General features: G+C 45.1%; 20 protein-coding genes and 2 pseudogenes. 5 read left to right on the top strand and 17 right to left on the bottom strand.

Annotated features, from left to right (window positions below; translation table 11 throughout):
- Nucleotides 1–14: 14 nt before the first annotated feature.
- From KFO40_RS13415 to KFO40_RS13390, 6 genes are all read right to left on the bottom strand, one after another.
- Nucleotides 15–761 carry an RnfABCDGE type electron transport complex subunit G gene (locus KFO40_RS13415; RefSeq protein WP_004309218.1) on the bottom strand — a complete coding sequence of 249 codons (747 nt, stop codon included), beginning with the start codon at nucleotides 759–761 and terminating at the stop codon, nucleotides 15–17.
- The gene (locus tag KFO40_RS13410; protein WP_004303572.1) at nucleotides 758–1,750 is read right to left on the bottom strand and encodes an RnfABCDGE type electron transport complex subunit D; all 993 of its coding nucleotides are present in this window, start codon (nucleotides 1,748–1,750) and stop codon (nucleotides 758–760) included. Before KFO40_RS13410 ends, KFO40_RS13415 begins: the two co-directional genes overlap by 4 nt.
- A 5-nt stretch (nucleotides 1,751–1,755) precedes the next feature.
- Nucleotides 1,756–3,093, bottom strand: coding sequence for an electron transport complex subunit RsxC (rsxC, locus tag KFO40_RS13405; protein WP_211146463.1), 1,338 nt, complete (start codon nucleotides 3,091–3,093; stop codon nucleotides 1,756–1,758).
- 24 nt (nucleotides 3,094–3,117) lie between these two features.
- Nucleotides 3,118–4,071: a Fe-S cluster domain-containing protein gene (locus KFO40_RS13400; protein ID WP_004295582.1), complete on the bottom strand. Its 954-nt coding sequence runs from the start codon at nucleotides 4,069–4,071 to the stop codon at nucleotides 3,118–3,120.
- A gap of 7 nt (nucleotides 4,072–4,078) precedes the next feature.
- Nucleotides 4,079–4,504: a SoxR reducing system RseC family protein gene (locus KFO40_RS13395; protein ID WP_117513073.1), complete on the bottom strand. Its 426-nt coding sequence runs from the start codon at nucleotides 4,502–4,504 to the stop codon at nucleotides 4,079–4,081.
- Nucleotides 4,505–4,876: 372 nt separating this feature from the next.
- Nucleotides 4,877–5,017, bottom strand: a complete 141-nt coding sequence (locus KFO40_RS13390) for a hypothetical protein (RefSeq protein ID WP_211146462.1) — start codon at nucleotides 5,015–5,017, stop codon at nucleotides 4,877–4,879.
- 170 nt (nucleotides 5,018–5,187) lie between these two features.
- Between KFO40_RS13390 and KFO40_RS13385 the strand changes: the two genes are divergently transcribed.
- Nucleotides 5,188–5,811, top strand: a complete 624-nt coding sequence (locus tag KFO40_RS13385) for a BT4734/BF3469 family protein (RefSeq protein ID WP_004303574.1) — start codon at nucleotides 5,188–5,190, stop codon at nucleotides 5,809–5,811.
- Between the two features lie 38 nt (nucleotides 5,812–5,849).
- Nucleotides 5,850–7,691 (top strand): DUF3987 domain-containing protein, encoded by a 1,842-nt coding sequence (locus tag KFO40_RS13380; protein WP_211146461.1) that lies wholly within the window; start codon nucleotides 5,850–5,852, stop codon nucleotides 7,689–7,691.
- 181 nt (nucleotides 7,692–7,872) lie between these two features.
- Here KFO40_RS13380 and KFO40_RS13375 read toward each other — a convergent pair whose 3' ends face one another.
- Nucleotides 7,873–8,091 carry a DUF4248 domain-containing protein gene (locus KFO40_RS13375; RefSeq protein WP_004295574.1) on the bottom strand — a complete coding sequence of 73 codons (219 nt, stop codon included), beginning with the start codon at nucleotides 8,089–8,091 and terminating at the stop codon, nucleotides 7,873–7,875.
- Between the two features lie 219 nt (nucleotides 8,092–8,310).
- Here KFO40_RS13375 and KFO40_RS13370 point away from each other — a divergent pair, with 219 nt between their 5' ends.
- The 3 genes from KFO40_RS13370 (at nucleotide 8,311) to KFO40_RS13360 (ending at nucleotide 9,516) form a co-directional block, all read left to right on the top strand.
- Nucleotides 8,311–8,799: a DNA-binding protein gene (locus tag KFO40_RS13370; RefSeq protein WP_128857795.1), complete on the top strand. Its 489-nt coding sequence runs from the start codon at nucleotides 8,311–8,313 to the stop codon at nucleotides 8,797–8,799.
- A gap of 176 nt (nucleotides 8,800–8,975) precedes the next feature.
- The gene (locus tag KFO40_RS13365) at nucleotides 8,976–9,083 is read left to right on the top strand and encodes a smalltalk protein (RefSeq protein ID WP_211146460.1); all 108 of its coding nucleotides are present in this window, start codon (nucleotides 8,976–8,978) and stop codon (nucleotides 9,081–9,083) included.
- A gap of 4 nt (nucleotides 9,084–9,087) precedes the next feature.
- Nucleotides 9,088–9,516, top strand: a complete 429-nt coding sequence (locus tag KFO40_RS13360) for an N-acetylmuramoyl-L-alanine amidase (protein WP_004303579.1) — start codon at nucleotides 9,088–9,090, stop codon at nucleotides 9,514–9,516.
- Nucleotides 9,517–9,648: 132 nt separating this feature from the next.
- Here the strand turns inward: KFO40_RS13360 and KFO40_RS13355 are convergent, their stop codons facing one another.
- The 10 genes and pseudogenes from KFO40_RS13355 to KFO40_RS13310 form a co-directional block, all read right to left on the bottom strand.
- Nucleotides 9,649–10,059 carry a WbuC family cupin fold metalloprotein gene (locus KFO40_RS13355; protein ID WP_211146472.1) on the bottom strand — a complete coding sequence of 137 codons (411 nt, stop codon included), beginning with the start codon at nucleotides 10,057–10,059 and terminating at the stop codon, nucleotides 9,649–9,651.
- 222 nt (nucleotides 10,060–10,281) lie between these two features.
- Nucleotides 10,282–11,607, bottom strand: coding sequence for a DegT/DnrJ/EryC1/StrS family aminotransferase (locus tag KFO40_RS13350; RefSeq protein WP_211146459.1), 1,326 nt, complete (start codon nucleotides 11,605–11,607; stop codon nucleotides 10,282–10,284).
- Nucleotides 11,608–11,822: 215 nt separating this feature from the next.
- Nucleotides 11,823–12,902: a nucleotidyltransferase family protein gene (locus KFO40_RS13345; protein ID WP_211146458.1), complete on the bottom strand. Its 1,080-nt coding sequence runs from the start codon at nucleotides 12,900–12,902 to the stop codon at nucleotides 11,823–11,825.
- The gene (locus tag KFO40_RS13340; RefSeq protein ID WP_211146457.1) at nucleotides 12,903–14,135 is read right to left on the bottom strand and encodes a glycosyltransferase family 4 protein; all 1,233 of its coding nucleotides are present in this window, start codon (nucleotides 14,133–14,135) and stop codon (nucleotides 12,903–12,905) included.
- Nucleotides 14,136–16,445, bottom strand: coding sequence for an ATP-grasp domain-containing protein (locus KFO40_RS13335; RefSeq protein ID WP_211146456.1), 2,310 nt, complete (start codon nucleotides 16,443–16,445; stop codon nucleotides 14,136–14,138).
- The gene (locus KFO40_RS13330) at nucleotides 16,445–17,038 is read right to left on the bottom strand and encodes a sugar transferase (RefSeq protein ID WP_211146455.1); all 594 of its coding nucleotides are present in this window, start codon (nucleotides 17,036–17,038) and stop codon (nucleotides 16,445–16,447) included. The genes KFO40_RS13335 and KFO40_RS13330 overlap by 1 nt, the downstream gene beginning before the upstream one ends.
- Nucleotides 17,039–17,050: 12 nt before the next feature.
- Nucleotides 17,051–18,310: pseudogene (locus KFO40_RS13325) on the bottom strand (pyridoxal phosphate-dependent aminotransferase).
- 87 nt (nucleotides 18,311–18,397) lie between these two features.
- The gene (locus KFO40_RS13320) at nucleotides 18,398–19,144 is read right to left on the bottom strand and encodes an endonuclease/exonuclease/phosphatase family protein (RefSeq protein ID WP_211146454.1); all 747 of its coding nucleotides are present in this window, start codon (nucleotides 19,142–19,144) and stop codon (nucleotides 18,398–18,400) included.
- Nucleotides 19,145–19,400: 256 nt separating this feature from the next.
- Nucleotides 19,401–19,604 (bottom strand): annotated as a pseudogene (locus tag KFO40_RS25950) (CatB-related O-acetyltransferase); the annotation flags it as partial.
- Between the two features lie 430 nt (nucleotides 19,605–20,034).
- Nucleotides 20,035–20,510, bottom strand: a 476-nt coding sequence (locus tag KFO40_RS13310) for a CatB-related O-acetyltransferase (protein WP_211146452.1), incomplete at its 5' end; no start/stop codon positions are given.

Below are 20,510 nucleotides of genomic sequence, written 5' to 3'. Positions count from 1 at the left end.
ATCTGTCTCCTTTCTTATTTAGCACTGACTGAATCAGTTAGTTCAACTTTGATCGTAGCTCCCGTAGCAGCGTCAGCAGCATCTGCGTCCGCGCCTTTCGCTTTTTGAGAAGCACCAGTTACCCCGTTCACTTCCCCGCCTTCGGCCTTATAGGCTTGATAAGCAGCATTCACGGCATTCAAGAAAGCACGTGAAGTAATGGTAGAAGCCGTGATGGCATCCACCGCTCCCCCATCTTTGCTGACGGTCAACGGAGCTTCACCCGGATTCATACCCAAAATAGATTTCGTACTCTCTTCGTGAGATACTGCCTTTTCTCCTTTCGCAGGATCATACGCTCCGAACCATTTGTCGGCTTTAGAGCCCAATCCCGGAGTTTCCGTGTGAGCCAACAGAGAGTAGTTATAGATTTTTCCTTCGGCATTAAAGCCTACCAGCACTTTCAGTTCACCGCCAAATCCCATTGATTTAGCTTCGACAGCGGTTCCTACAAGTTCTTCACCGTTCTTAGCCGGATAAACGATAAAGTCAACATTCTTCTTTCCGTCTTTCTCACTGAAGATCGTATCGCTTTCCGCTACCGGATTATTGGTAAATTCGGGAAGAACCTTTTTCAAGGCCTCGTTCAGTGTCTTCGCGTTCGCTTCGGCAATGGGGCCTTTTGTCAGTTCATTTACATAAGCCAGCAACGCAACGGAAATAGCAGTCACTCCCGTAAGTACCAGCAACATATTCTTTAAAGATGATTCTAACTTTTTCATTTCTTCTTCGCTACCTCCCCAAAGCGTTTTGGTTTACAATAGGTGTTAATCAGCGGAGTGAACGCATTCATAATCAGGATGGCGAACGACATACCTTCGGGATAGGCGCCGAACAGACGGATAACTACCGTCAGCAGACCGATACATACACCATAGATCAGCATCCCTTTCTTACTCATCGGAGAAGTCACATAGTCGGTTGCCATAAAGACAGCACCCAGCATCAGACCACCGGAAAGCAACTGCAATACCGGAGAAACGTATTTTTCCGGATCTGCCAGGTGCATGATGCCTGCAAAGACAAACACAGTAGCCAGGATAGACACAGGAATATGCCAGGTGATGATTTTCTTCCAGAGCATATAAACGAGTCCGATCAGCAGAGCCAGTGCACTCACTTCACCCAAGCATCCGCCATTCTGTCCGATCAACAAGGTCAATGCGTCCGGAATCTGGCTTAAAGCGGCAGTGTCACCGTAAATGGCTTGCTTCATCAAGGCCAGCGGAGTGGCACCGGTGGTAGCATCCGTATAAGCGGTCAACTGTCCGACTACCGGCCAGCTGGTCATCTGCACCGGGAAAGAAAGCAACAGGAACACACGTCCTGCCAGTGCCGGATTAAAAGGATTGCAGCCTAATCCACCGAAAGACATTTTGCCTACACCGATAGCAAACAGTGCACCGAGGATGATAATCCAGATAGGCAGGTTAGACGGTAAATTAAATGCCAGCAACACACCTGTGATGATGGCAGAGCCGTCGCAGATGGTGGTGGTCGGTTTCTTCATTAAATATTTTCCGATCGCCCATTCGAAGAACAAACAAGCCGCAACGGAAGTAGCCGTGACAATCAGGGCACCCAGTCCGAAGAAATAGAGAGACACCAGAAAAGCCGGAATCAGTGCAATCAGCACGCCATACATATTTTTCTGTACGCTGTCTCCGCCATGAACGTGGGGCGATAGTGATACGATTAATTTATTTTCCATATTCGTTATTTTTTAGCTTGACGTGCACGAATCATAGCTCCTACTTTGCCTTTGCCCAGACGACAGTAGTCGAGCAGCGGACGGTTGGCAGGACAAGTGAACTGGCAAGAGCCGCACTCGATACAATCCATGATTCTTTCTTTTTCCATTGTTTCAAAATCTCCGTTTTCAGACAAGGCTCCGAGCAAGTACGGTTCCAGTCCCATCGGACAGGCACTCACGCACTTCGCACAACGGATGCAGGTTTGAGCTTCACCACGTTTGGCTTCCTTTTGATTCATAATCAGGATACCGGAACTGCCCTTCGCAGTAGGAACCTCGATATTTACCAACGCCTTACCCATCATCGGACCGCCACCGATCACCTTACCCGTATCTTCGGGCAAACCGCCGCAAGCGTCAATCAACTGTTTCATCGGTGTACCGATACGAGCCAGGAAATTAGACGGCTTCGCAACCGACTTTCCCGTCACGGTAATCACCCGTTCGAACAATGGTTTATTCTTCTGCACAGCTTCATAAACGGCAAATGCTGTTCCCACGTTCTGCACTACTGCTCCCGTAGAGATAGGCAATGCACCGCTGGCCACCTGACGCTTGGTGATTGCATCAATCAGCTGCTTTTCACCTCCTTGCGGATATTTCACCTTCAAGGGCACTACTTCGATGCCTGCGTAGCTGGAAGCCACTTTCGTCATCAGTTCGATGGCATCCGGCTTATTATTTTCGATTCCGATAAATGCCTTGTTCACTTTCACCGCTTTCATCAGGATAGAAACACCTACCATGATTTCTTCCGCGTGTTCCAGCATCAGCTGATGGTCGGCAGTCAGGTAAGGTTCACACTCTACGGCATTGATAATCACACATTCAGCTTTAAAAGAAGGAGGAGGACAAAGTTTCACCTGTGTAGGGAAACAAGCACCGCCCAGACCAACGATTCCGGCATCGGCAATTTTCTTCACGATCTCTTCCGCCGGAAGTTCACATTCCTTCACCAGTGTGGCGCTACGGTCGATTGTTTCTTCCCATTCGTCGCCTTCCACATCAATAAAGATAGCAGGTTTCGCATAACCGCTGGCATCTACTATGGTATCAATCTTCGCCACTTTACCGCTGACTGAAGAGTGAATTGCTGCCGAAACAAAGCCGGCAGGTTCAGCAATCTTAGTGCCTACCTTTACTACATCCCCTTTCGCTACAACCGGTTTTGCAGGCGCACCAATGTGCTGCCCCAGCAAAATAACAGCCTTTGCAGGAACTTCCGCTGTGATAATAGGTTGATGTGCCGACAATTTATTTTCGTGTGGATGAACTCCACCAATTGAAAATGTCTTTAACATACAGTTCTGTATTTTATTCTGTTATTATTCTGTTACTTTCGGAGCTTCTGTAGCCTTTTCAGCAGGAGTTTCCACTTTTGCCGCCGGTGCAGGAGTTTCCACCGCTTCTTTAGAAACAGCAGCCGGTTTTGGAGCAGCCGGAGCTTCTTCTTTCGGTTTCCTCGGCGGGAAATTCAATTCGATAATGGTATTCTGCGGACAGACTTCCACACATTTCCGGCAAGATTTACACTTGTGCGGATCGATGTAAGCCAAGTTGTTCTCCAACGTGATAGCTTCGAACGGACAAGTCTTCACGCATTTGCCACAGCCGATACAACTCACTGTACAAGCCTTGCGTGCCACAGCTCCCTTGTCTTTATTCACACAAGAGATATACACACGGCGTGATTTCTTTCCTTGCGGACGGATTTCGATGATCGCCTTCGGACAAGCCTTCACACAGGCACCGCAAGCGGTACATTTCGCTTCATCCACTTCCGGAAGTCCTGTTTCAGGATTCATGTGGATGGCATCGAACTGGCAGGCAGCCACACAGTCACCACACCCCAGACATCCGTAACTACAACCCGTTTCCCCACCATAGAGCGAAGCGGCAATAGCGCAACTCTTCGCACCGTCGTACTGATTAATACGCGGACGATTCATACACGTTCCGTTACATCTTACCACTGCTACCATCGGTTCAGCTTCTCCGGCTGCAAGCCCTAGGATATCAGCAATTTGTGCCATGACAGGCTGTCCGCCTACGGGGCAGAATTTACCATCCAGCGAACCGGCTTTGACGCAAGCGTCGGCAAAGCCGCTACAACCGGGATAGCCACATCCACCACAATTAGCCTGGGGAAGCACTTCTCCCACCTGGGCAATCCGCGGGTCTTCATACACGGCAAATTTCTTGGAAGCCACATAAAGAATAGCGGCCAACACGAGCGCTATAGCTCCCAATGAAATCACTGCAATCAGAATCAAATTCATAATGTTTTTAGTTATTTATTGGTTTTATAGTAAATGAAAATTGTTGTTTGAGTCGCGTTTTGTTAAGCCATAAAACGAAATAATAAGGTATAAGTACAGCCAGAGAAAGAAGAGCTGCATACAGTTCATTCTCTATCAATGCCATCAAAAGAAACAACGAAAATATAAGAAGTACGAAAGGAAATACGAAAGCCAACAATACCGCCATCATGCCCATCGACGTTTCGCCGACCACCATCACCTTCTCTCCCACCTGATAGGAAGAAGCTGCGGTATCTATGATATCTATGATTTTGTCCTTACTATCCGCCGAGGAACAATGCCCCTTTGCGCTACATGCCGCACAAGCCGATGTCTGGACAATCCTCACCGACAGATGAGAACCCTGTATGTTTTCCACAATACCTAGATGCTTTATAGTATTATTCGTCATTTTGCAAACTCCGCATTACAAATCGCGGCAAATTTAATCATTATTTGTGAACTACGAAGCATTCCTCAAACTTTTTCTACCTAATAAAATGTTATTTTTTGTGTTTTCGTTATCGCACACGGAAAAGGTATGGCTACCATTTGATATTTCCCAAGAATGACAAATAGACATCCTAAACAAAAAAATCCCGGCCGTTTTTATTTATTCAGCCGGGATTTTCTATCAATTATTTCACGGATTACTCCACTATCCTCTTCTTGTAGTAGCGCAGATACATTCTCACCAACGTATTCAAAATCAGTTCAATCTCCTCTTCGTTGTAGGCATTCAAACAGAGATTCATTACTTTTATATAATCGTTCAATGGGAGATTTAGCCCTTTTTTATGCCATTCAAAACATCATGTCCCATACCCAGGGTCTCGCATACATACCCATTTTTCAATTTCGCACGTTTAAGCAACTCATTAATATAAGCTCCCAAATCACTGCAACAAACCGTTTTCTTTTTCATCTTTGTTTTTTGTTGTTAAATACACACTTTAATAATTAAATATTTTAACTTTTATCCTCACATATCAGGGTAGAGTCTATTTTGTTATTACTACCTTCATGCCGTGTTTTTGAAACACACTCATATTTTTTGCAAAAATAAACATTTTAACTTATAACAAAAAGAAAATGATGTCAAACAACTACAGAATGTCCTATTTTATGCCACCTATCGCTCCCATCAAAGACAAACAAGGCCGACTGATGACTCCTCCCACGCTTATCCCCTTCTGCGAAGTCTCCATCGAACAAGTTTTCCAAATGATTACTTGCAATGAGAATCTCAAAACCCTGACCGCACAAGTACGGAATGCCACAGATATACGAGCCGCCAAAGCATCATTGCTTCCGTATGTGACCCCTTGCGGCACATTCACCCGCCGTAGCTGTAAGGATTTCGTCTCCCCGTCTCATCTGGTGATAGTAGATGTGGACGGTCTCCACTCTTATCAGGAAGCAGTAGAAATGCGACGTATGCTCTATGACGATCCTCTCCTACAACCTGTACTCACCTTTATCAGCCCCAGCGGACTGGGTGTAAAGGCATTTGTTCCTTGCCATTATTCCTCCACGACAAATGATACAAAAAATATCACAGAAAACATGAGTTGGGCGATGCGGTACGTAGAGACGGCATACAATACGGTAACAGCGGTTTCTTCCGAAACGAAATCCAAAGTAGATTTCTCCGGCAAAGACCTCGTGAGATCCTGTTTCCTTAGTTACGACCCGGAAGCATTGTTCAGAACCAAGTAAACGAGAATAATTAAACATTATTTTATAAAAATCAAAACATGACCGATATTGAATCTTTATGCCGTCTCACCGAAGCAGTCGAAGCGGCAGGAGCGGACATTGCTCCCACCTATCTTGAATACGTACAATTGTCATTCGCCATCGCAACGGATTGCGGTGAAGCAGGACGTGACTTTTTTCATCGCCTGTGCCGGGTGTCTCCCAAGTATCAGCGCGAACATGCCGAACGGGTATTCTCCAACGCACTCCACACCCAACGTGGAGAAGTGCACTTGGGCACCGCTTTCCACCTGGCCGAAGCGACGGGAGTAAGCATCTGCATAGAAGAAATGCCCAAACATCCCACAGGTACAAAAGGTACAGCAGGTACAGCACGCAAATTTCCCCCACACACGGGCGCGTGTAATAAGGTAGGGAATGACAATATCTCCGAAGAAAGAGAAGGGGAAGAAGAACTATTACCGGGCAGTGAACCGCAACATCAATTGCCCACTTTTCCGAAAAACAACTGGCCGGAATTCTTGCAACGTATCATAAAAGCCGGGAGCAGCCCAATACAACACGACATCATGTTATTGGGAGCGCTCACTGCCCTGGGTGCTTGTATGTCGCGCCACGTGCGATGCCTATATGGCGGCAAATACCATCACCCCAGCCTCCAATGTTTCGTAGTGGCTCCTTCGGCTTCCGGCAAAGGTATCCTTTCCTACATCCGCTTACTCGTGGAACCTATCCACGACGAGATCCGCAAAGAAGTGACCATACAGATGAAAGCATACAAAAAAGAGAAAGCCGAGTACGATGCAATGGGAAAAGAACGAACCAAAAAGGAGGCTCCACAAATGCCCCCTAACAGGATGTTCCTCATTTCGGGCAACAACACCGGTACGGGTATCCTACAAAACATCATGGACTCCGACGGAACCGGACTTATCTGCGAAGCGGAAGCGGACACCCTTTCCACCGCCATCGGATCGGATCACGGTCATTGGAGCGATACCCTGCGCAAAGCGTTCGACCACGACCGCTTGTCCTACAACCGCCGCACCGACCAGGAATACCGGGAAGTGAAGAAAAGCTATCTTTCCGTCCTGATTTCGGGTACGCCGTCGCAGGTGCAAACTTTCATTCCGACGGCAGAAGACGGATCATACTCCCGCCAATTATATTATTACATGTGCGGAATCAGTAAATGGATCAGCCAATTTATGGACAACGAGATAGATTGGGAGGAGATATTCACCGCTATGGGACTGGAATGGAAAGAAAAGTTGAGCGTGATAAAAGCGCACGGCATTCATACCCTGCAACTCACGGATGAACAAAAAGAAGAAATCGACACCGTCTTTTCCAACTTGTTTGAACGCTCCAGTGTAGCTAATGGAAGGGAAATGTATAGTTTTGTGGCACGTCTGGCCGTCAATCTATGCAGAATCATGTCGGAAGTAGCCGTATTGCGTGCCCTCGAAAGCCCGCAGCCCTACGACTTCAAGACCTCCCCCACCTCTCCTTTCACACCGGACAAGGAGATTCCTGCGGACAACCGCAAAGATGACATCATCACTCGTTGGGATGTATCCATTTCACAGGAAGACTTTCATGCTGTGCTTAGTCTTGCGGAACCTCTCTACTGTCATGCCACGCATATTCTATCGTTCCTCCCCAATACAGAAATCAGCCACCGTCCTAATGCCGATCGTGATTATCTCTTCCAGAAACTGGGTGATGAATTTACTCGTACACAGTTACTGGAAGAAGCAGTTGCCATGGGAATTAAGGAAAACACAGCCCTCACTTGGCTGAAGCGTCTCACCAAACACGGAAAATTAATCAGTATGGACGGTAAAGGGTTGTATGCGCGTGCGTGTGTGTATGAGTGAACCGGAAAAAGTGTACCTACTGTACCCGTTTTATTTACGGATGCAGTAGTCATTTCAATTACCACATCCGTTTTGACTGAAACAATCGTTTGTCCTGCATAAAGCATCGCTTTAGGAGGTGTAAAGCTAAGCTTTAGACATCGTAAAGCGGTGCTTTATACACCATAAAGCGACGCTTTATTTAAGGCTCTCCTAAAGCATCCACAATGACTCTCACCTCCAACGGTGTGAATGAGCGTCGCTTTGATTCGTAGCCTAAGTCGTACAGGCGTTGTAGAAGTCCGGGACACAAAGAGATCCATTTCTTCATTTTTCGATAGGCAGCGATGTCAGTTAGTTGTGGAGAATAGAGTTGCGCCAGTTCCATGCGCCCGTAAGCACGTATTTTAAATTCACTCATGATGGATATATTTCTGATTTACTGTTACAAAAATAACAAAAAACGACTATATAACCAACGTTTTTCCATTGAATAACCGACTATAATGACAAATAACCGACCGCTACCAGACACAACCGTGCACAGCTGATTTCCGGGAGATCCGGAGTAGTATTTTTGTATCGTCGAAAGGGAAAAGAATCCCCGGACAATATGTTTAACCCTTTAATTTATTGTTTTATGATTCGTTACAAAATTTATCAGAACCAGCAGAAGAAAGGCTTGAATGCGGGTAAGTGGTTCGCCCGTGCAGTAAGCGACGAGACGTTTGATTTGGCAAAGCTTGCCGAACACATGTCGAAGCACAATTCACCGTATTCCGGTGGTGTCATCAAAGGTGTGCTTTCGGATATGGTAGATTGCATCAAGGAATTGTTGCTAGACGGCAAGTGTGTGAAAATTGATGATCTTGCCATTTTTGGTGTGGGTATTCGCAGTAAGGCAGCCAATACGCTGGAAGAGTTCTCGTTGGAAAAGAATATTAGCGGCATGCGTCTGAAAGCCCGTGCCACCGGTAATCTGTCGACCAATAATCTGAAACTCGACAGTCAGTTGAAGCAGCAGGCGGAATATCAGAAACCGACAACTGCCGGAGGAGGTTCTGATTCGGGTGACAACCCTGATCCGAAACCGGATGGAGGTGGCGAGGCGCCTGACCCGGCTGCCTAAAAGATTCACCACAGACTACACAGATTTCCACAGATTATATTGAATTGGTAGTTGCTAAAGTAGTCGATTATTTATCTGTGTGAGTCTGTGTAGATCTGTGGTAAACCTATGGCAAACCTACAGTAAATCTGTGGTAAAAGAAAACTATTATTAATTTATTTAAAACCTGTTATTGTATGAGTAAATCATCATCTTCCCGCTCTGTATGGAGCTTAGTCCTCAAAATCGTTATCACTGTAGCCACCGCCATCGGAGGTGTGTTCGGAATACAAAGTTGCATATAACCCCATGCGGACTATTACATTAATTATCATTCATTGCAGTGCCACGCCGGAAGGAAAGTCCCTTTCGGCGGAGGCTTGCCGACAGGATCATATCTTGCACCGTGGTTTCCGTGATATTGGCTATCATTTTTACATCACTCGTGATGGGGAGATTCACCGGGGACGTGCGTTAGAAAAGGTCGGAGCACACTGCCGTAATCATAACACCCATTCGATAGGTGTTTGTTATGAGGGAGGACTGGATGCGAACGGGAAACCGAAAGATACGCGTACATTGGAGCAAAAAGGAGCTTTGCTTGCTTTGTTGAGGGAGTTGAAAAGGCAGTTTCCGAAAGCATTGGTCGTGGGACACCGGGACTTGAATCCAATGAAAGGATGTCCGTGTTTTGATGCGGTGAAAGAGTATTCCCAAATAATTTCTTATCAGAAGTAGCTCCAAAAGCGGTTTTCAAAGACACTATAAAATTAAAAATAAGGCGTGATACCACTCGATCTCACGCCTTTTTATAGCCATTTTCCAGCAATACCCAATCGTTATTTTCACTCATCTAGTTATCTCTCCTTCTTACTCTGATTTATATGCTCCATCTTTAGCTTCAAATATCACAGAAGGCTCAATCACCTCTACTGCATGCCATGCGCCTTTGGGGATTTGGCAACCATATTTGGCTTCTACGGAATTGAGGTGAATGCGTTGTACTTCTCGATACTCCACCTTACGAACTACATCTTGCACATTCATCCTTTTCTGAAAATCATCCATATCATTCTCATATGAAACTACTTCCTCATAAATTACTTCGTCCAAACTGCCACACAGGCAGATTACAGTTTCGGCAGTATCTTCATGCCGATGAATGGACACAACTGTACCCGGAAGTAACGCGTTAAGCATTCGCTGGCTGGTATCAGCAGGTGAGGTACGCAAATCGAAGTTCTGACGTAAACGTGGATTCTCTTTAGCCCCTGCATTTATTCTCGATGAACCTAAAGGTAATCCGCATCTAGGATGCTATTCGCTCATTGATGAAGATTATTGCAGAACTCGCAAAGAAAGATATGCAAACATTTATTACAAATCATAATTATTTTGTACTAAAGCAACTGCAGTCTATCTTTTGTGGTCAGAGGAGTATACACAGAATTTGCACACACCTCTTACAAGTTTCTTGATTATTGGCATAACACCGAAATATCCCTACAATAATCCTACAATCTCCACAAAGTTCTCAATGACATAGTCAACATCCTCCGTTGACATCTTGGTGTTCAGAGGAAGGGTGATTTCGTTCTCGAACATGTGGTAGGCATTCGGAAAATCCTTGATGTCGAAGCCCATCTTCTTATAAGCAGTCATCATTGGGAGAGGCTTATAGTGAACATTGGTTGCAATGCCACGCTTTGCCATCTTCTCGATCACCTCGTTTGTCTGCTCACGAGTCTTACCAAGAAGACGAACAATGTAGAGGTGACCGCTCGAACAGTTGTTCTCGCTATAGTGGTTCAGAACTGCAACATTGAGATCGGCAAATGCAGTATTCATCTTCTCAATCATTTCCTTGCGCTTAGCAAGCATTTCAGGATAACGCTCGAACTGGATCAAACCCAATGCAGCCACCACATCAGTCATGTTGCACTTAAACCATGGCCCCACGATGTCGTACTCCCAAGCACCTAGCTTCGTTTTCGCCAACGCGTCCTTGTTCTGACCATGAAGCGAAAGTAACTGCGTCTTACGGTAGAGGTTCGCATTCCATGTTTCGCCCTCCTTCTCAGGCAACGCGCTGAATGTATTCTCTGGATTTCTATCGAGTTCCACCTGAACCAGTTCCTCGCCAAAAGGCAAGTTCCAAGTCAAAGCCCCACCTTCAGCAGTAGTGAAGTTCTTAACGGCATGGAAGCTGAAAGACGAGAAGTCTGCCATCACGCCACACATCACCTTCTTACCATCCTTCATCCTATAGCCACCGAACGAGTGCGCACAATCCGAACAGATAGCCACACGACCGATCATCCTCTGCAGGTCAGTCTTTGGCACGAACAACCCCTTCTTGCGCTCCACAATCGCCATCAGACGGTCATAGTCGCAAGGGATACCGCCTAAATCCACAGGGATAATCGCCTTCGTGCGCTCCGTGACTACAGCCTCCACCGCCTCATAGTTCATCTCAAGGCAATCTTTCTGCACATCCACAAACACGATCTTCGCACCCACATGATCCACAATCGATGCACTTGCCGTATAAGTATATGCCGGCACTATCACCTCGTCGCCCTTACCGATGCCCAGAAGACGAAGCGCCATCTCCGCACAAGCCGTCTGTGAGTTCAAGCACACACAATTCGGATTCTGCACTTCCAAACTATCATTCACGCCCACATAATGGGCAACAAGCTTCTCAAGCTTCTTAGTACGAGGGCCAGTCGTAATCCAACCACTCAAGATAGCCTGTTTTACCTCTTCTGCTTCTGCCTCAGTCATATCAGGAGGACTGAAAGGCACGTTACGCAATTTCATTGACATAATGTGTAATATTTTTATGTTATACTTATATTCTTAGAAAAGATGAAGACAACATCACTTGTTGGCAACTTTTCTATTTGCCTTTTGGCAATGCAACTTTTCTTCCGCAAGATCCGCTGCCTCCATCAAAATTTATACCAAAAAAATTGTCGATGGTTTCATCAAATGGCTCTTTACCTGATCAACCAATGTGGAAAAGAGACTATCAGAATACATCATCTTGTGTTTCCAACGGTTAGTCCACCACAGGCAAGACGATGGTACAAATAGTTGATACCCTTCTTCTCCTCGCCAGTATCTTCCGGTTCGAAGATGTCGCGCATCATGCGTTCCACCAAAGTCTTGTTGTCCGATGCCCACAAGCAGTAGCGAGATGGCGTATGGAAAATCTCCTTGTCGAAACCGAAATACTCCACACAGATAGCATTCTGAACCAAAACGAAATCCCTCATGCCCATCCATTCCACCAACTGCCAGAAGCGATTCCAGTCGAATGGTTTTGTAAACTCTCCAACCGCTTTAGAAACTGATTTTGCGAGTAGTGCAAAATCTAAGAGCATACGTAGAGTGATTTTCTCACTCGCAAAGTGGCAAGCATTATGCCTACACACGAACAGTATATTCAGTATATCCGATGGTAACAGAATCTTCACGCCATCCACCTCATGCTCACGAGCACCTTCCTCAGCCAGTTTCTTGAACAACAACTCATTCTCAACGTTCGACCTGTGCGAATGCACATTGATGAAGTCGTAATAATTCTCCACCATCACTCCCTGATAATGGAACACCGAATGATGATGACCATTATCCACCTCAATACCCAGTTTGTCATGAATCATCTGATCAGCATACTGGTACAGCATTTCCGAGCGTTTAGATCGTTCTGAGTGGTTATGGTTAGGCTTAATGTTTGACATCAAGATGTCTATGTCTCCAACTGGACGATGATTAGGCACAGGATAGTTCAAACTCAGTCCATATCCCTTCAGCAGAATCATACACAATCCATTGTCGTTGTAAAATTTTGCCAAACTAGCAATGGTCTGCCTGTGATTCTCATATATCTGCTCATAGTATGAAGTCTGCCCCAGCCAATCCATCAGCAACTCCATCGGAGGCATCTGCTCCCTTGGTATCTTCTGAATGCCGTCGAATGCAATAGCCAACATTCCTTGAGGTTCTGCCGTCGCCATCACATCCTGCCAAGAAATGGAAGAGGGCAAGGACGAGACCGCATCATTATGCCATCCCATCCTCACCAACTCCAACAATATCTTTTCGTTTTCCTTCACTTATTTCTCCTTAATCACACTCTTCAGCACCTCTACATATCTCGAAGTGCCATGTTCTCTGGTCAGATTATCCATTACGAACTTTCGGCCGTTCACACCCATGCGCTTGCAAGCCTCACGATCATTAAACAGCTTCAGCACAGCCGTCTTGAACACCTCCTTATCGCCTGCAGCCGTAAATAGTCCGCAGTCATTGTCGGCAACAATGGTCTTCAATTCGTTCTCATCGAAGTTAGCCAGCACAGGTCGTGAAGCCGACATGATACTCCATGTCTTCGAAGGCACTGAGTTCGCACCCACTCCAGGCTTCGAGATCACCAGTCCGGCATCACCCAGCGAGAACACGTACGAGATATCCTCGTATGGCTGGAACGGCAACATGTGTACGTTCTTCAGTCCATCACGCTCCACTATCTCCTCCACGTTCTTCTTGTAAGCACCTTCACCCACTAGCACCAGATGCAGGTCAGGACAATCCTCCTGAAACTCCTTCATACACTCCAGCAGCATGTCCATGTTCTGTGTCAGTCCGATGTTACCCGAGTATTCCAAATAGAACTTCGAGCGATCAAGACCATACTTGTCAAACAGCTTGTTCTCCGCACGGTCCACATTCACCACGGCATTCTGATCAACCCAGTTATATACAACCTCAATCTTCTTCTCAGGCACACCCTTGGCCAGCAGGTTCTTCTTGAAGTCCTCGCTAATAACGATGATCTTGTCGGCATACTTGTAGGTTATCTTCTCCACAATTCTGCCAATCTTCCATATCAGCGAACCTTCCTTGGTCAATCCTGTTCCCACCAGCGAGTCAGGAAAGATGTCCTGTGCATTATACACTACAGGCTTCCTTTTTATCCACTTTATCAGCGGATTTTTCAGTCCCTGGATAGGAGGAGTCGAGTCGATAAACGCCACATCGTAACTTGTCCACATGCACTTATGCAGCAATGCCAGTTCGCCAAACAGATAGCGAAGGGCTCTTAGCACAGGGTTCTTACCCTCACCATATAGATGGAAGCGGTGGATGCGCAACTTGCCATCTACCTGCTCTTCCTCTCTCACCCACGTTGCACCCTCAGGCACACTGCGGGTTGGTGTTGGGGTGTACAGATCCACCTCCAGCCCATTCTCAGCGCACGCATGCACTATGTTGTCTGTGATGTACAGACTTGCCGCTGTCTCAGGCAAGTAGTACGAGCATGGAAATATCGCTTTCTTCTGTTTCATTTATTCAGTTTCCAGTTTAACTTCACTTATCAGTCTTTCAGCCAACTCAATAGCTGCCTGTGAGGTCTTTTCAGTCACAATCACATGACCGCTTCTACAAAGCGAAGACGTCACCTCAGGAATTTCGTCACCTATCTGTACATATATCTTCTTCTTATATACACGAGGATCATCCAGCACCTCTGTATTCGAGATGCTTACCAACTTTCCAGGTTTAGGAGTCATGTATCGGATGCAAGCACCCTTTGGCTCTTCCTTCACACTCAGATCAGGTTCTACGCCAAGTGCCACATTCACGGCAGCAGCAACCATATCAATACCTGTGCTCAAGTGGGTCAACTCTGTTGAAATGAAGTCACCACCAAGACGAGCACCAATCTCCATCAGATAAGCCTTGCCATCCATCAGTTTTGCCTCTGCATGACATGCACAGTTGTTTACGCCCAATGCCTTCACGCCAGCCACAGCAGCAGCCTTCAAGGTCTCAACTTCCTCAGCCGAATGGCATGATGGTTGGTTGTGACCCAATTCCACGAAATGTGGTGCCTCAGTCGTCTTTTTATCGGTTACGGTCAGCACATTCACCTTACCATTCCACACGATAATCTCGATGGAGAACTCTGGACCTTCTATAAACTGCTCTATCAGTACCGACTTATCGCGACTTTCCTCCAAAGCAATCTCGTATGCCTTAATAAACTCCGACTTATCAATGTTTTTTGTCACTTTAGCAATACCACGGCTACCGCTATTTCTGCTTGGTTTCAGAATAGCATCAGTACCCTCAAAGTCATTCTGCAGGTGATTCCATGCATCCTCAGAACTCTCTGTTAGAATGCTCTTTGGTGAAGGCGCATTACCTTTCTCAAAAGCCTCACGCATCAAGTGCTTGTTCGTTGCACGAATCGCTTGTTCCTTTGTGATACCAGCCAGCCCCAACACTTCATTGATTCTGCCCATCACGTTCATACTCACTTCCGAGCAAGGATGTATCACGCCATCTACCCGCTCCTCGCGAGCTATCTTAAGCATCACTTCCTCATCTGTGATGTTCGCACATATTGCCTTATCAGCATAGTTGAAACCACAAGCATTCGGATCACCATCAGCAGCAATCACATAATAGCCCATGGCCTTCGCTTTCTTAATGACAGTAATCTGAAGAATACCTGCTGCCAGAACTAATAGTCTTTTCTGTTGCATATTTTTATTTTTTACAACGTCAATAATAATATTCGCAATCTCTTCGATGTCATCCCAGGAAAAACGCTGGTCGATAGGCACCGAAAGCATCTTCTCGTTCATTTCTTTCGAAACAGGACATATCGCCACTGCCTCATCACACAATGGCCATAGCCACTGGGTATATACGCCCCTCTTGGCTAAGGCTCCTTGTATCTCATCTCGATTTTCAACCAGGATAGGCAACGAGAAAGGCGAACTGCCTTCTTTCTCGAACGAGCGCTCCAATCCAGGAACCAACTTGAAATCATTTGAACCTCCTGAAGCCTCTTGGAACTCATTCAGTCTCGTCCAAAGATGGCGCATATTTTCTCTTCGTGCAAACGCAATCTCCTCGCCATTCACCATAGCCAGCATCTTCTTGGCACGCTCCGAGATAGGACGAACAGCCGTAAACCCATCTATGATACCCTCGCACTCGCGAATGGTACTCAAAAATTCCAGCTTCTTTTCCTGATCCTTGCTCCATGTGTAGCGCTTTTTCTCAGTCTGAGCCACAAAACGCTTGTCGGCAAAGTCCTTCTGTTCTTCTTGGATATACTGCTTTGGCATAGGCTCCTTACTCAGTATCACCGAACCATCACATACGCCCACCGACTTACGGATACTCGACACATACATGTCCACCTCTGGATTCATGATCTGACGAATAGAGAACGTGCAATGACTGAAATCCTCAATCACCTTTATCTTCTTGTCAAACTCCTTCACCACCTTTACTGCTGCTTCTGTCGATGCACTTCCATAGAAGTTCATGGTCAGTACTGCCTGTGGTTTATATGTTAGTAATAGATATTTAAGATAGTCGGTATCTACTGTCAGGTCTTCGTTCAGACGGTAATATACCACCTTCCAACCAGCCTTCTCAAATGGTGCACTCATCGACCAACAGCAGTATACAGGAAAGAGAATAGTCTTATCCTTTGCATCACAAGCGGCTATTGCGGTCAACAAAAGAGCCTCACGACCGGAACGCAAGTACAACACCTCACGTCCCAATTCGCTCAAATCTTCAAAGTATCCATCCGGCAAAATAATCGCAGGATGTTCGCTACCGTATTCTCTCATTATTCCCTTGTTACATTAACATTTTCTCTAAAGAGAACTGTCTTAACAGTCTTCAAGATGATCTTCACGTCCAATGCAAACGAGATATTCTTTGCATAATAAACGTCGTTGTCAATCTTCTCCTGTGCATCGGCACTATTGCGGAAATAAGCCTGATTGTAACCCGTAATACCTGGGCGCACATTCAGGAACACCTTCTCCTCCTCCTTGTACTTATCCAACCAATCCAGTGGGTCAGGGCGAGGACCAATCAACGACATGTCTCCCTTCAGTACATTCAGAATCTGAGGAATCTCATCCAAGCTGATCTTACGAATAAACCTACCGAGTGAAGTTACACGAGGATCGTCATCACCATTGTATGTCGAACCATCCTTCAGTCGGATATCTGGCGCATTCACCTTCATTGAGCGGAACTTATGCATAGGAAATGGATTTCCATACCTGCCCAGTCGCTTACCACTATAGAACATCGGACCTCTATCCATAAAGAAATAAAATGGAGCCAATACGATATAAATAACACAGAAGAAAGGCAGCAAGCAAAGTGCTACCATAAAGTCAATGACTCTTTTAAAGAAATGTACGTACATATTGTTTTAGTCTTATTTATTCAATGAATTGTATTCCTTAATAGCAGCTTCGAGAATAGTCAATGCTCTCTGCAGATCCTTCTTGCAAAGCACATACGCAAGGCGAGCTTGATTTTTGCCCAACTCCGGATTGGTATAGAAACCAACTACAGGAGCCATCATAATAGTTTCTCCTATACACTCGAGCTCTTTACCACTAAACTTGGTCTTAGCAGGTGTCAGGTCATCCTTATACACGAACTCGCTCAGGCACCATGCACAGAACTTCTCCGTGTCATCTACCGGCAGTTTTGCCACCGTATAGAACGCCCCGTCGGAATCGGTGTGTAGCAGCCATCAATGCGGTTCACACCATCAATCAGACACTTTCTGCGTTCGGTATATTCCTCATACACCTCACGGCTATATGCCTCTGTTCTCTCAATCGATGCCTCTGCCACAATCTGACCTATCAATGGGGGGGACAGACGAACTTGACAGAACTTCATCACCGTCTTGCGAACAGTCTCGCTCTTCATGATGAGCACACCTATGCGGATGCCGCACTCTAAATACCTCTTGCTGACACTATCAATCAGCACCACATTCTGCTCAATGCCCTCCAGGTGCATAGCCGAGATGTAAGGCGAACCGGTGTAGATGAACTCACGATACACCTCGTCCGAGAAGAGGTACAGGTTGTACTTCTTCACGAGGTCGCGAATCTGGTTCATCTCCTTCTGCGTGTAGAGGTAGCCAGTCGGGTTGTTTGGATTACAGATAAGGATGGCCTTCGTGCGTTCGTTGATCAGCTCCTCAAATTTCTCCACCTTTAGCAGACAGAAGCCCTCCTCGATCGTTGTAGTCACGGTACGGATAACCGTACCTGCCGATATAGCAAACGACATATAGTTAGCATACGCAGGCTCTGGCACGATAATTTCGTCACCAGAATTCAGGCAACTCATGAAGGCAAACAGTACAGCCTCCGCCCCCCGAAGTGATGATAATATCGTCAGCCGTAAGCTTTATTTGGTATCTATCATAGTAATTGACAAGTGCCTGTCTCAATGACTTATAACCCTGTGATGGGCTATATTCCAGAGTGCTCCTGTCCACATTCTCCCATGCGTCCAAAGCCTTCTGTGGTGTCTTAATATCCGGCTGACCAATATTCAGCCTATATATCTTCACTCCATGATCCTCAGCCTCATACGCCAAAGGTGCGAGTTTGCGAATTGGAGAAGAAAGCATTTCAATGCCTCGCTGTAAAATTTGCAATTCAGTATTCATATTCATACTTATCATGTAACATGCGATGATAATGCTCTATACCACGAAATATTGGCAATGCGCATCCCCCTTCACTTCAACCTAAAATTAGCTAGCCCGATGGTCGGAAACCTCACTATCACGTACATGCACACTGCAAAGCTCAAACTCGTTACTATAAAGCATGTGGTCCAATCGTAATCGCAGATTCCAACCCTTGTAGGTAAAGCCGAAACAATTGCCACCCTCCCACCATGTATCTTTGAGAGTCTCGCCCTCAATGGTATTCATACAATAGCTGCCACACCAATCATTGAAGTCTCCAGCTACTATGACCGGCTTGCCTTCTACTTGGACTGCTTCCACATACCTCCTTACATTATCAGCCTCATAGTCTCGAATGCGCTTGCCAATCTTATAGTTGCGATAGTATTGTGGAATACCCTCATACCAGCTAGCATCCTCGTCCATCTCCCTGCGAGCGGTACTATAGGCGCTTGATCGAAGATGACATGAGAATACTGTTACCCATAGTTCTGGTTCTACTTCTATCTCGGCAGAAAACAAAGGCATCTGACGAGTGATATCACATACTTCTTTGCTGTTTATTCTATCAAAACCAATGGTATCAATATCGCCTACACAATAGTAATGTTTAAAGCTTCTTAGTGGTTTCTTTGAATACAAAACATATCTATTCCACGTCTTTTCATTACCCCCAATATCGTTATATCCAAATATTGAGTCTAAACAATCTGCAAAGAGATTAAAGCTTTCTCTTGAAAATTCCTGCAGGCAAAGTACATCTGGATTAATATCTCTTATTTCCTTCAGTAAAAGATGATTTTTTTTCATTAGATTTATCTACTTCCTTCAAGAAATCGACATTAAAGGTCATGACACGAAGATTTGCCTGCTCATCAATAGAATTGAAGTTTACAGCGAGAACCTGGTATTTGTAGTTTATAATAATACCTGAAGCGAAAACAAATAAAAATATGTGTTTCTTACTCAATACACTCACCTCTTAAGTACTTCAAGTTCCTTCAATGTCAAACCTTTTTTCTGGAACAATGCAATATTCTCCTTAATGTACGTCCTCCGACAAATTCCACCACTTGATTTCTTCAAGCTTAGCGATAACATCATCAGAGAAGCGATAACGGATTATCTTTGCAGGTACACCACCAACTATAGCGTATGGAGGGACATCCTTGGTTACAATAGCACCTGCACCTATTACTGCACCATTACCAACATTCACACCTCCCATGATGATAGCACGACTTCCAACCCACACGTCATTTCCTATGGAAACGTGCTTAAATGGATTGGCGTTAGTTAAAGAAGTACATTCTTCCCCTAAAGCATTGCGTGATTCTGTAAATATTGGAGATGTTGATACGTTGTTTAGCGTATGTATACCAGATCCAATAATGACATCATCAGCAATTGAACAGAAACGACCTATAGTTGTACATATAACCTCAGCGTTACCAGCAACATAAGAATAATCACCTATGGAGAACTTATATACTTGAACGTGACTATACACTTTTGCCTTTCTTGATACATAAGACTCATTATCTATGAGTGTCAAAAGCGATATTGAAGGATTAAACAGTTTTTTATACTTCCAATTAAATATTTTATCATTCCCATTATGCTGCCCTCCTATATTTTGAAGTGTTAGCATAATAAAAATAATCATAGCTCATTGATTTACAACTTCTTACCAAGCCTAATTATAACATTTTTTCATATTTATCAATGTCGTAAACAGTCGGATTTTCAATATGGAATAGTCCTTTTATTTTTGTTATTTCATCATCTGATAAATCCCACCATTTCAGTTTTCTAACTCTATCAACTATCTCTTGCGAAAAACGATACTTGATTATTTTTGCAGGAACTCCACCAACAACTGCAAATGGAGGTACATCTTTTGTTACAACAGCTCCTGAAGCGACGATTGCTCCATCTCCAATTGTAACACCCTCAAAAACAATTACCCTAGATCCAATCCATACGTCATTCCCTATAATAATGGGTTTACAATCATCAAAATCGATTTTCTTCTTCCATTCAGGATGAAATCCCCATGGATTATCCTTATAGAAAATGGAATGAGGTGTTAAAAGATTGGTTGGGTGTATACCAATACCCAAAAGGCATTCTTTAGCTATAACAGAAAAGTTTCCAAACGTTGTATCATACACTT

Source organism: Bacteroides sp. 1001302B_160321_D4 (genome assembly GCF_015667765.1).
Classification (GTDB): domain Bacteria; phylum Bacteroidota; class Bacteroidia; order Bacteroidales; family Bacteroidaceae; genus Bacteroides; species Bacteroides xylanisolvens.
Note: the sequence above shows the minus strand (reverse complement) of the source record. Positions and strands in the feature narration are given on the sequence as shown.